General features: G+C 66.1%; 13 protein-coding genes. 3 read left to right on the forward strand and 10 right to left on the reverse strand.

From position 1 onward, the window contains the following. The 4 genes from eccCa to VN856_RS02025 form a co-directional block, all read right to left on the reverse strand. Window positions 1-1,989 (reverse strand): type VII secretion protein EccCa (gene eccCa / locus VN856_RS02010; protein ID WP_325685638.1); only part of this gene is annotated, 1,989 nt, incomplete at its 3' end. Window positions 1,990-1,991: 2 nt separating this feature from the next. Then, complete coding sequence (gene eccB / locus VN856_RS02015) at window positions 1,992-3,485, reverse strand: type VII secretion protein EccB (RefSeq protein ID WP_325685640.1); 1,494 nt, start codon at window positions 3,483-3,485, stop codon at window positions 1,992-1,994. A gap of 73 nt (window positions 3,486-3,558) precedes the next feature. Further along, the gene (locus tag VN856_RS02020; protein WP_414686849.1) at window positions 3,559-3,879 is read right to left on the reverse strand and encodes a DUF2710 family protein; all 321 of its coding nucleotides are present in this window, start codon (window positions 3,877-3,879) and stop codon (window positions 3,559-3,561) included. 65 nt (window positions 3,880-3,944) lie between these two features. Next, window positions 3,945-5,609, reverse strand: coding sequence for a DUF5631 domain-containing protein (locus tag VN856_RS02025; protein WP_325685644.1), 1,665 nt, complete (start codon window positions 5,607-5,609; stop codon window positions 3,945-3,947). 101 nt (window positions 5,610-5,710) lie between these two features. Here VN856_RS02025 and VN856_RS02030 point away from each other — a divergent pair, with 101 nt between their 5' ends. Continuing rightward, on the forward strand, window positions 5,711-5,854 hold the full coding sequence (locus tag VN856_RS02030; RefSeq protein WP_325685646.1) for a hypothetical protein: 144 nt from the start codon (window positions 5,711-5,713) through the stop codon (window positions 5,852-5,854). A gap of 4 nt (window positions 5,855-5,858) precedes the next feature. Here the strand turns inward: VN856_RS02030 and VN856_RS02035 are convergent, their stop codons facing one another. From VN856_RS02035 to VN856_RS02060, 6 genes are all read right to left on the reverse strand, one after another. Further along, window positions 5,859-6,170, reverse strand: a complete 312-nt coding sequence (locus tag VN856_RS02035; protein WP_325685648.1) for a DUF2694 family protein — start codon at window positions 6,168-6,170, stop codon at window positions 5,859-5,861. Next, the gene (locus VN856_RS02040; RefSeq protein WP_325685650.1) at window positions 6,167-6,484 is read right to left on the reverse strand and encodes an ESX-1 secretion-associated protein; all 318 of its coding nucleotides are present in this window, start codon (window positions 6,482-6,484) and stop codon (window positions 6,167-6,169) included. The genes VN856_RS02035 and VN856_RS02040 overlap by 4 nt, the downstream gene beginning before the upstream one ends. Before the next feature lie 42 nt (window positions 6,485-6,526). Next, window positions 6,527-7,735, reverse strand: coding sequence for a DUF4226 domain-containing protein (locus VN856_RS02045; RefSeq protein ID WP_325685652.1), 1,209 nt, complete (start codon window positions 7,733-7,735; stop codon window positions 6,527-6,529). A gap of 89 nt (window positions 7,736-7,824) precedes the next feature. Continuing rightward, a complete protein-coding gene (locus tag VN856_RS02050) occupies window positions 7,825-8,187 on the reverse strand; it encodes a DUF4226 domain-containing protein (protein WP_325685654.1) in 363 nt (120 codons plus the stop codon). A 29-nt stretch (window positions 8,188-8,216) separates the two neighbouring features. Then, a complete protein-coding gene (locus VN856_RS02055; RefSeq protein ID WP_325685656.1) occupies window positions 8,217-9,050 on the reverse strand; it encodes a C40 family peptidase in 834 nt (277 codons plus the stop codon). After that, on the reverse strand, window positions 9,047-9,811 hold the full coding sequence (locus VN856_RS02060) for a helix-turn-helix domain-containing protein (RefSeq protein ID WP_325685658.1): 765 nt from the start codon (window positions 9,809-9,811) through the stop codon (window positions 9,047-9,049). Before VN856_RS02060 ends, VN856_RS02055 begins: the two co-directional genes overlap by 4 nt. Window positions 9,812-9,954: 143 nt before the next feature. On the opposite strand from VN856_RS02060, the gene VN856_RS02065 reads away from it, so the two are divergent. Then, entirely contained in the window at window positions 9,955-10,371 is a 417-nt protein-coding gene (locus tag VN856_RS02065) for a WhiB family transcriptional regulator (RefSeq protein ID WP_325685660.1), read from the forward strand. 77 nt (window positions 10,372-10,448) lie between these two features. Continuing rightward, the coding region (locus VN856_RS02070) for an acyl-CoA dehydrogenase family protein (protein ID WP_325685662.1) at window positions 10,449-11,264 on the forward strand (816 nt) is incomplete at its 3' end.

Raw genomic sequence — 11,264 nt, forward strand, 5'->3', positions numbered from 1 at the left:
CCGGAAGGCGATGTTGCTCTTGGCTTTACTGAGCGATGAGAGGTCGAGACGCTGACCGCCGAGGGTGAAGAAGACGTTACAGCCACGACCTTCCTGACCGATGTGGATAACCAGCTGGATCCACTCCTGGTGGTGATGAAACAGCTCGAGGTACTCGTCGATGATCACCAGCAGAATGGGGACCGGTTCGAGATCCCGTCCGGCCAGCCGCATTTCCTCGTACTCATTGGCGTCACGTGCGCCCGCCTCTTTGAAAAGCCGGTAGCGCCGGTGGATTTCGCCGTCGATCGCTTTGCGCATCCGCTCGGCCAGGTGCCGCTCGTCCTTACCGAGGTTAGACAGCGATCCCGCGACGTGCGGTAGGCCCGCCAAGTCCTGCGCGGCGGACTCGAACTTCATGTCGACGAAAATCAGGATGAACGTCTCGGGCGAGTGTGTCAGCGCGATGCCGTTGGCAAGCGACAGGAAGTACTCCGACTTGCCCGATCCCGATGTTCCAATCACCACGGAGTGGAAACCGAAGCCGCCGAAGTCTTTTGCGCGAAAGATGACGTACTGCAATTCGCCGCCGGGTTTGACTCCGACCGGCACCATCGCCCACTTCGCGTCGCCGCGTCCCCGACTGTCGGCCCACAGCCGGTCGACGTCGAGTTGACGTGGATCGTTGATGCCCAGCGCCCGCAGCAATTCGCCTGCTTGGCTGTCGGTTTCGGACAACTCCCCCGCACTCATCGGCGACCAGCGCGCCAGAGCCCGCGCGTAGCGGTAGGCGGTGCTCTCGGCCAGCATATCGGCGATCGCGTAGAACGCGTCGCGATGATAGAGGTGCCGGTCCCGCAAATCGAAACGCTGTTCTTCGTCCGCGAAACCGACACCGAGACCGGGCCGAGTCGCCAACCGCAACACCGTGATTCCGGCCATGCCTTTCTGCCCGGTCACGCCCTCCCACTGCTCAGGCGTTCCGATGCTGTCATCGACGATGACCCAGTGCGGGCCGAGCCTGGTGCCCGACGACTCCATTGCCGAGGGCATCGACGACGGGCTGCTGCCGACCGGCGGGCTCCATGGTCCTCGGCCCTTGCGGTGCAGCTCGGCGTCGAGCGCCTCCTCCAGCTCGGTTGGCGACGCGAACAGCAATCTGCGCAAACCACATGCGTCGAACATCTCGTCGTGCTGATTGTGCGGTAGCCACACCAGCCACGACCACAGCTCCGGGTGGCGGGTCACCACCATCAGCTTGAGGTCGTTCGGGCTGTGATACACCGCCAGTGAACACAGGATTGACCGCGCAAGATTGTGCAGCTCGGCGGGCTCGGGGCCGATGAAGCTGAAGCCGGGCTTGGACCGCAGATTCAAGACCTTGCCGATGCCGCGGATCTTGCTCTGCTCGAGGATGAAATCGCGCAGCGCGCCGCCGGTGACCGGTTCCAGCTCCTCGCCGATCGGTACCTCCGGCCACTGCAGCGACACCGCTGAGTCGCTGGCCTGCTGGATGCCAATGCCGAGGCGGACATCAAGGAAGTCCGGGTCGTCCGGACGGCGCTCCCACATCCGCGGGCCGCCGATCACGGTGTCGAGTTGTTGCGGGTCGCCGTGCACGAACAGCTGGCTGCGACGCAGATCTTGCGCGGCACGCTGAACCTCTTCGCGATCCTCGTCGAGCTGGCGCAGGTAGATGCGCCGCTGCTTTTCCTGCTCGCCCCAAGAGATCCGCCGGCCTCGACCGAAGCGCCCGCTGAACATCAACGCGCCGAAGCCGGCTAGCCCCATCATCGGGAAGAAGCCGGACTGCAGCGACCGGACTCCGGAGGTGTACATCACCACCAGGGTTCCGATGATCCCGACCAGCAGCGCGGGCAGCGCGATCATCAGCAGGATGTTCCGGGGCTCGCGTTCGGGCAACGCCAACGGTGGTGCGATCGCCACCCGCACCGGCGGAACCATCGGGGCCGGTTTGCGTGCACCCCTTACGAAGCCGCGTTTGGACATGCCTAACCTCCCGCTTGTGGGTTGGCTTCTGGAACCGGCGCGACCGCTCCGCCGCCGGTGAGGGTGTCGCGCGCCAGCAGCGCGCTGTCATGACTGATGGCCGGGCCCGCCGCGAACGTGCGCACGATCGGCCAGGGTGCCTGGACGGCGCTGCCCGGGTCCAGGCTCAGCGGCTCAAGCGTCTTCCTGTCCCACTGCACGCCGAATCGAACCCCTTGTGGCGAAATCCAATACAGGCTTTCGCGGCTGCCCGAGCTGGCGACGCCACTGGTCGTCGCGACGAAATTCGCCGCGCCCGGTAGCACCAGTGCCTGGTCGGCCTCGACTGACTCGGGTGCGCGGTCGTCGCGTACCAGCCGAACCAGGCGCGGATCCATGCTGATCGGCACCGGCAGACCGCGTCCGCTGACGATGGTGATCGTCGCCTGCGGGTCGGTCGTCTGCTTTTGCCACGCGACGCATGTCACCGGATTGACCGCTGTGTCAACGAAATTCAGCTTGCCCGACGGATAGAAGCCGACATTGAGGACGTCGACGGCCGGGATGTGGATCAGCTTGTCCGGAGAGATCAGGGTGGGAGTGGCTGACGCCTGGGCCGTAGCGGTGCGCAGCAGGTCGGCGACGAAGCTGGTGATCTTCTGCACCCCGTTGGTCAGCAGTGCGTAGAAGCCGGTGACGACGCCGTTCGCGTCGCGCGTCTCCAGGACGCTGCCGACCGGCGATCCCGGTAGCCACGTGGACGGTGTACCTAGCTCCGGGATCAGCGGGATCACAAGGGGTTCCGTCGCCGGCATCGCGTCGAACAGCGCGTTGGAGATTTCGATCGGATAGGTGAGGCCGGGATCGAGCCCCAGGTTGAAGGTGACCGATCGGTCGGTGGGGTCGATCTGGGACCGCTGGCCGCCCCACACCACGTAGGTCGCGCCTCTGTGGGTGACAAGGACGGCCTGCGTCGGCTCCATCGGGGCCGCCCGGCCGCCGGTCGAGAGCTCGCCGGCGATCGACGTCACCACTGGCATCATTCCGCTGCCCCGGGTTGGCGCGGTGTCGCACACCGACCACGCCGACACCGAGTTCGCGGTGACGGTAAGGCTGTCCGGCACACCGGGAATGCCGACGATCGGGCCGGTCGGGTACTTGGCGATCTCGGCTGCCTTCACCCAGGTCGGCGCGGCAGCATTGCCGACGGCCAGCCGCGCCGACGTCAGATTGAGCGCGGGATACAGCCGGCCGTTGATCTTCGCGTAGACCGCGCCGGTGTCGCGGTTCCCGATGATCGCGGACTGCCCGACCAGACCGGCGGGCTTCATCACGTGCAGCAGCGCCATCCAGCCGATGCCGATCAGCACGAAAACCATCGACAGCGCCACTGCCGCTTGCTGTTTGCGGTCATCGTGCTTCATCCGCACCGAGAACCGGGTGATCGCGGCCTTCAGTCTGCGGTTGTAGAACAAGTGCCCCGAGTTCTGGTCCCGGTTGGAGAGATTGAGTGGCACGGTCAGAGTCCTTCCGGCGAGCGATCAGCATCCGCCTGCCGCTCAACTACGTTGCGCAACAAAGAATCCCACGTCACTGCAGGGCCCCGCCGTACCGGGCCTGGTTCTCGGCTTCGGCCTCTCCCCGCAGCGCGGCAATGGCCAGGTTCAACCGGTCGGCCAGCTCGCCATGGCTGTAACCCGACATCACGGTCGGATGCAACGCCAATTCGACCAGCCGGCCGTCGGAATTCGCCACTGCCTGAATATCGCCGAGATCGACACTGTAGGTGATCGTCTCGGCCTGGCCGACGAGCGCTTCCCACTTATCGGCGGCCTCACTCAGTTCACGCAGAACCGATTCGACGAGATCCTTGTCGCTTAGCTGCGCGCGACTGCCCGGCCCCGGCATCATGACAGTATCTAGACCCCTCCGAACAGCGTCAATTCATTGTCTGCAGGCTTGAGCATCGCAGTCTGTCACGGGCCGGCCTTCCACCCGCTGGCCGGTGGCGCGCTCAGCAACTGGAACCACGCGAAGTGGTAGTTCGCGCTGACCTGATTCTTCGTGGCGATACCTTCGGTCGCGGCCAGCAGCAGACAATTCAGCAGCAGCCCCTCGTCAATGTCGGGATATTGCGCCAACAGCTGGTACCTCGATGTGTCCAGGTAGACCCGCAAAATGTCGATCTCGGCTTCGACGATGCCGGTACCCGCGGCACCAGCCTTGGCCAACGTGTTGACCATCCGCGGCAGGCCATCGCGCCAATGCGTCGCTTCGCCGAGCACCCAGCCCAGGTCGTCGACCGCTGGCAGCTCCCGCGGCCGCGACGAAGTGTCGATTACCTCGTAATCGGTTGCCCAACCCAGTGGATCGCCGGGGGCGTATTTCGCCGTCAAAGTCGTCTGGCCAAGCAACCCCGCCGCGGTACCGGTGCGCCGGGCCGGCTCCAGCAAGCTGACCTCGGCGGGCAACGTGATTCCCGGCGGTATCCAGCCGTGAGCAAGATCGGTCACCAACAGTGTCGTGCCGTCTTCACGGGTGCCCACGGCCCAGCGCAATCCGGGTTCTTGACGCGCCACGAACTTGAGCAGCCGTTCCAGCCGGTCGGGCTCCGATTCTGGGGGCTCGACCAGCGGCAGCTGCCGGATGGCCTCGGTGACGTCGATCCCGGGCTCCGAGTGCGCGGTGGCAGGCACCGGGCTCGGCGGCTCGACGGCTGGCAGATCAACGGCCAGTGGTTCGACGACCACTGGTTGGACAGCCAGTGGCTCGACGATCGGCGGCTCTGCGAGAGGCGTGATTTCCTGCAGCAGCGAGGCGAGTTCCTCGAGGACCTCCGTGTCGTCGGATTCGAACGCGTGTTGCGGCTGCCACTCCTCCGATTCGGCAATCTCCGGCCTGGCGGTCTCAAGCTCGAACGTTTCCGGCTCCGCGGGTTCAAACTCCGCGGTCTCAGGCTCCGCGGTTTCAAACTCGAACGTTTGCGGCTCCGCGGGTTCAAGCTCCGCGGGCGCGCCCAAGGGCGGTCCCCAGTCTTCCAGCGGTGCAGGTTCCCAGCTTTTCGGCTGTTCAACCGACGGCGCCGGCTCGAAGTCCAACTCCGGCGCCACCGGCGCAGGCACGTCGATGGGCGGGGTCGGCGCCGGCTCGAAGTCCAACTCCGGCGCCACCGGTGCAGGCACGTCGATGGGCTGCGTCGGCTCCGGTCGCGGCGGTGCGAGTTTGAATCGCGTCGTCTTCTCGGTATCGACGCCACCATTCACGGGGCGGTGCTCCGTCGGCAATTTCGACTTCATGTTGTGAAGGTGACGAACTGTCGACTCGACTCGTCGCACCGCGAAGGCGCGCGCATCGTTGATGACCCTGGCCTCTTCTGCCTGTCGGGTGGAATCGATCAATCCCGCGCAGCGAATGTTCTTGAGTTCTTCATTCGCCGAATTGACTATCCGCTGCAAGTCGGTCTTCAGGTATTTGACAAGCGGAGCGGTCTCGGCGGTAACAGTGGACAGCTCAGCAGGCCACAGCCCGCCGGTCACCCACGGCGTGCAGTCCACCGGCGACCGGAAAGCCGGGATCTTCAACGATTCTTCGGCAGCTCTTCGTAGGCGCTGACGCGCCGTATTTCGCCCGAAGATTGCCACCGGCCAAGCCTACCGTCATCGCCAGTACCTCTCCTGCGCTGCTGTTGGTTGAAAACGGCGGGTGAATTGTGCGAATAGCGGCGTCTGAGTAGCGTGAGCGTGTGGCTGAATCGGGGCTGCAGCAGCAGTTGAATGAAGTGCGCGCATTGCTGGGCCGGGCGCGAGAGTTGTTCGGCGCCAATCCTGTCGAGCCGCCCACTGATATCGCCCCGGATCGCGACGCAGTCAAGACTTGGATTCGCTAGTTATTTAGTCGGTGTCGTTGCGTCGGGGTAATTCATGCGCGACGAGCCTTTCGATCGCGATATCGAGATCGTCGTTGGTGGGAACCTCGGCTGACGGGGTGTAGCCGGCCGCCACGATCTCGCCGCGGACCTCCATCACCGCCTTGAGGTAGGAGACGTCGGCGGTAAGCAGGATGCCCTCCGTCAGGCTTTCCGCGTCGGTGTTCATCGCGGCCTCGGTCAGCGTGACGCTGTGCATGTATCCGCCGCGGCATGAGCGGACCAGGATGTGGCCGCTCGGATGGACGGTGTCGAACGCGGGATCGGCCTCGGTCATCGACCGTCGTCGGAGATACGTTCGAGTTTCTCGGCTGCCTCTGCCTCGTGCTGTTCCCACATGCTGGCCGATTTTGTCAGGTTGTCGGCGATGTCCGCGTGATTGTCAGCCTGTTGCTCGTAACAGAGCCGCCGTTGCTCGAGTAGCTCCCGGCCTGCCTCGCGTAGCTCGCCGAAGATCGGGCCCAGCGAGTCCAGGCTCTGCTGAATGGCCTCGTGCGACGAGGGCAGGGTTCGCAGATATTCGGATGTCTCCTGGTGGTGGCCGGCGGCTTCACGCAAGTGCGCGGGCACCACGTGGATTCGGTCTGCCATCCGCTGTCTCCTTCTGCCGTGCCGGCGCGAGCCGGACTACTTCTACGCGCTTTCGGTTCTCTGGGCGATCGCCGGCCTGGTGGGCGCCGGTGGGTCGGTCCTGTTCGGTTCGGGTGCGCTGACCGGCACCGGAGGGTGCTCCCAGCCTAGAAAGCCGGGACCGTTCACGGTGGAGATGTGCTGGATCTGGCCGTTCAACAGCGCCCGGCTGTCGCCGAGCGCAAGCGCGTGACGGTCGGTGAACATGCCGATGTCTCCGGGCGCGAGCTTCGATGCGTCCACCGGATCACTGACCGCGGTGCCCGGCGGCGGGATGGTCATGCCTTCCTGTCGGAACGCGTCCGCAATGGGAGTCCCGTTGGCCGCGGCTTCGATCGCGGCCGCCAGCTGTGGGGTTGCGGCGGTGAGAGTCTCGCCGTTGGGCAGTGTCGCGATCGTCGGCCCAGAGGCAGGCTCGGCGTGTTCATGACCGGCCCGGTCGGGATCGTCCTCGTCGGCCGCCAGCCGGTCCTCGGTCTCGTCGGACTTCAACCGCGCGGCGTCGACATCCTTCGGCGCCAGTTGCTCGTCGCCGCTCGGTAAGGGCCCGGGCAGCGCCAGGCCCCCGGGCATCCCCCACCCGGCGCCGCCCGGTAAGCCGCCCCCGCCGAATGACGGAATGCTGGGCGTCCCCTCGGTCGGCGCCGGTGCCGACGCGGCACGCGCCGGCATGTCCTCGGGCGGCAAGCCGAGATCGTCCTCGGGCAGCGCACCTAGATACGGATCCGGGTCGGGTTCAGTTGCAGGCGGGCGGCTTTGGGCGGTAGTGGGCCCCGGTGCAGCGGGGTCGGATCCCGCGGGCGGGCGCTTGTCGTCCTTGGCATCGGTCCCGGGCTGGGCCGAGTTGTACAGCGACGTCCACGCGGCCATCAGCGCCGAGTTCGAGGTGTCATCGAGGCTCGCGCCGGCCACCACGGCGCGGATGTCTCGCAGCTTGCCGATCAGGTATCGCTGGAAGTCCCGAGCTCCGGCCGGTGTGTCGAGATCCGACCGCGTGGCCACGGCGCTCTCGATGTCGCGCTGCAGTCTGTTCAGGGCTTGCGTACCGGCGGCAGTCTTCTGGTGTGCGTTGAGAACTGCTGTCACTACTTGCAGGTCGACCTGTGCGGTTGTCGAGTTCTGGTGTGCCAGAGCGACTTCCGCATTCCTGATCGCGTCCGCCGCATCACCCTCCTGATGTTCGGGGGCGGGCGCGTCGTCAGGCGTCGTCATCGCTGTCCTGCCTGAACATGGTGCGACAGTAGCCACGGGACCCTCGGTCGACAATTCACTCGTGTGCACAACCCGACGGCGCTCGGGCGCTAGCCGGCCGACCCGGTGTAGTGCTCGCGCAACGTTTCCAGGACGGCCTTCTTCGCGTCACCGAGCGCGCGGGCGGTCGACACCACGGCCGAGATTTCACGCTGCTTGGCGATCAGAAACTTCTGGAACTCACGCGCACCCATCGCGGTATCGAGCCCCAGGGCGGCCTGATTCGCCACCGCACCATCGATCTCCGCCGCGATTCCATCCAGCCGACGAACCGCTTCGACCGTTGCCGCATGCGCCTCGGCGAGCGCATCGGCCAGGGCTCGGTCGGCGTCGGCAACCGCGACATGGCGCGTCGACAGCGCGGCCTGGCGCTCCCCGATCGCAACGATCGTGCGTCCGGCCTGCTCTGGCATCCCTGGTTCGTGCTCGCCCGCCATCGCCGCTACCCCGTTGGACGCCGGATCTGCACGCCGGCGCCGAGCGGACTGATCCGCACCGTCGCACCGGAGTGGGGGGCCTCGACCACCAGGTTGTTACCGATCGCCAGTTGCACGTGCCCCGCGGTGGGGAAGACCAAGTCGCCCGGACGGACACGTGAGCGCGGGATCGGGATTCCGTCGTAAATCTGCTGATATGTAGTGCGGTCCAAGTGAATTCCCGCGCGCGCGTAAGACCACTGGGTCAGCCCCGAGCAGTCGAACTGGTCCGGGCCGGTCGCGCCCCACACATAGGGCCGGCCCAGCCGCGACAGCGCCGCCCGCACCGCGATACCCGCGCGGCTGGTCGGCGGCGGCAAGCGTAACCCCGCCGGGTAGGCGCCGTGGTGCAGCATCCGATAGCGCACCGCCCGCCATCGCGACCGATGACGACGCGATTTGCGACGGGCGGCCAGCACATGGGCCTGCTGTGCCCGCAATCGTGCAACCCGGCGGCGGATCGCTTCGCGCTGAGCAATCGGGTTGTCCGGCAACGCGGTATCGGCGCGGGCCTCGTCGAGAACACCTTTGGTCAACCCGTGCGCGTTGGCGTGATCCCGGTGGGCTTCCACGACGGTGGCGGCCACCGCGGCGTCGGCCGTCGCCGCGGCGCGCAGATCGTCGCGGCTACGGTTCACCGCTGACTGGTAACCGCCTTGTCCCGCCACGGTATTCAGCGCCGCGGCGCGTTCCAGGAGCCCGTCGTACGGCGCCAGTCGGGCATCCACCGCCACCGACCGGGTGCGGCCGGCGAACAGCTCGTGGGCGCGGCTCAAGGCCACCAACTCGTGTCCGCTCACTGTTGCTCCCCCTCGGTTACGTCGGCCAGTTCGGCGAAGGCCCGGACCCTCGGAAGCGCTCCCGGCGGGATGACTCCCCTATTGCGGATGTCCCACATCTCGGCGGCGGTGACACCGAGCAGCGCCGCGATCACCGCTTCGGGCAACGACGACTGTGCGCAGGCCCGGTCGAACCGCGCACTCAGGCTCATCGGCACGCGTTCGAGGAGCCCGCAGCGGGTGGCTTCCAACGCCGCGAGATGCTGCATCAGCCGTCCTGCCGATTCGGAGTCGGAGTTGATCGCCACCCGCCAGGAGTCGGCGGCAAGCATCTCGGCCCTCACGCACTGTTCGATCACAGAAAGAATATACGACTCATATTCGTTTGATGTTTTCGCTGGAGCTCGCTCGATCGCCGATTTGATCGCATCGAGTTGAGCTTCAGACGATCGCTCCAGCACCGTGGTGTCGGTGTTGTGCCGGACAACAACGATCGGACCGCCGGTTCGCACGGGGACTGGTTCGGCCGGCCTGGGGGAGGTCAGTCGCTCGAGTTCGGCGGCGGAATCGGCCGCGACCACGAGCCGTGAATACGTGCCGGTTGGCAGGCCTAGACCATTTTCTACCTTCTGAACTGTGCTTTTGTGCGGCTTGCGGGCGCCGCGTTCCAGATAGCTCAGGCCCATGATGCTGACGCCGGTCACCGAGGCGAAGTCGGCCAGCGACCAGTTGCGCGATTCGCGTAGCTCTCGGATCGCTGCCCCCGCCGATTCACGGCTCATCGCAGCGCTCCGGCCATATTTCGGATATTACACAGAGCTACCGGCCCACCTGGATATATACGTTTTTATCTCGCTTCTCTTGCGTGGCGGGCTTAGATGTGTATACGCTTTCGTATACGTTTCGATAGCGAGGAGGCGGACAGATGAGTCACCCGTGCTCAGTCAACCCGGAGATATGGTTCGGCTACGCCGATGACGATGGCGGTGACGGCGCCGCCAAAGCGCGCGCATACGAGCAGTCGGCCACCGAGGCCCGGCTGCAGTGCCTGCGGCGTTGCCCGTTGGCGCAGCAGCGGCTGTGCGCGAAGTACGCGGTGGAGAACCGCGAGGAATACGGCGTCTGGGCCGGCATCAAGCTGCCCGGCGGCCAGTACCGCAAGCGCGAGCAGCTGGCGCAAGCGCATGCCACCCTGCGCCGGATCGCGGCGGGGGAGATCAGCCCCCGGCAGCTGGCCGAGAATGCCGCGTTGTTGACGCGGCGCGAAGGGGACACCGCGCCGGCCACCGCTACCGTGTTTCATCTGCCCATTCGCCAGGTGGGTCCGCGTTCTGCGGCCTGATCGCTCGCCGTCACAGCGGCGGGATTGAATCCGGCGGCAGCGGGTAATAAGAGGTCAACCGACCCGGGGGACCTTGCATGACGTTCGACCTGACGCCTACCGCGGCACAGCACGACCTGGCCCGGCGGACCCACGAGTTCGCCGAATCGGTCATCCGGCCGGTGGCCCTGGACTACGACCAGAAGCAGGAGTTCCCCTGGCCGGTGCTCGAAGAGGCCGCCCAGCGCGGCTTCTACAGTCCGCTGTTCTATCGCGATCTCATCGGCGACCCGACCGGGCTTTCGCTGCCGATGTTCATGGAAGAGCTGTTCTGGGGTTGCGCCGGAATCGGTTTGGCGATCGTGATGCCGGCACTGGCGCTCTCGGCGATCGGCCAGGCTGCCTCCCCCGAGCAGATGCTGGAGTGGGCGCCGCAGTGCTTCGGCTCGCCGGGTGACCTCAAGCTCGCGGCGCTGGCGATCTCCGAGCCCGAAGGCGGCAGCGACGTCCGCAATCTGCGGACCACCGCCAAACGCGACGGTAGCGACTGGATACTCGACGGCCACAAGATGTGGATCGGCAACGGCGGCATCGCCGACGTTCACGTGGTCAACGCCGTCGTCGACGAAGAGCTCGGCCACCGCGGCCAGGCGTTGTTCATCGTCCCGGGCGGCACGCCCGGGCTGGAGCTGGTGCGCAAGCTCGACAAGCTCGGCTGCCGGGCCTCGCACACCGCCGAGCTGAAATTCAACGGCGTCCGAATTCCCGAAGGCAACCTACTCGGCGGCCAGGACAAGCTCGAGCACAAGCTCGCCAAAGCGCGCGAGGTCGTCGCGGGTGGAAAGCGCTCCGGCTCAGCCACGTTGGGCACCTTCGAGCAGACTCGCCCGATGGTTGCCGCGCAGGCGATCGGC

The organism is Mycobacterium sp., assembly GCF_035603715.1.
Classification (GTDB): Bacteria; Actinomycetota; Actinomycetes; order Mycobacteriales; family Mycobacteriaceae; genus Mycobacterium.

What these genes read in the sequence shown, in the direction of transcription:
- VN856_RS02065 (WP_325685660.1), top strand. Translation starts at nt 9,955, where the DNA reads ATGAGTCACCCGTGCTCAGTCAACCCGGAGATATGGTTCGGCTACGCC.
- VN856_RS02050 (WP_325685654.1), bottom strand. Translation starts at nt 8,187, where the DNA reads ATGCCAGAGCAGGCCGGACGCACGATCGTTGCGATCGGGGAGCGCCAG.
- VN856_RS02020 (WP_414686849.1), bottom strand. Translation starts at nt 3,879, where the DNA reads ATGATGCCGGGGCCGGGCAGTCGCGCGCAGCTAAGCGACAAGGATCTC.
- VN856_RS02060 (WP_325685658.1), bottom strand. Translation starts at nt 9,811, where the DNA reads ATGAGCCGTGAATCGGCGGGGGCAGCGATCCGAGAGCTACGCGAATCG.
- VN856_RS02045 (WP_325685652.1), bottom strand. Translation starts at nt 7,735, where the DNA reads ATGACGACGCCTGACGACGCGCCCGCCCCCGAACATCAGGAGGGTGAT.
- VN856_RS02035 (WP_325685648.1), bottom strand. Translation starts at nt 6,170, where the DNA reads ATGACCGAGGCCGATCCCGCGTTCGACACCGTCCATCCGAGCGGCCAC.
- VN856_RS02040 (WP_325685650.1), bottom strand. Translation starts at nt 6,484, where the DNA reads ATGGCAGACCGAATCCACGTGGTGCCCGCGCACTTGCGTGAAGCCGCC.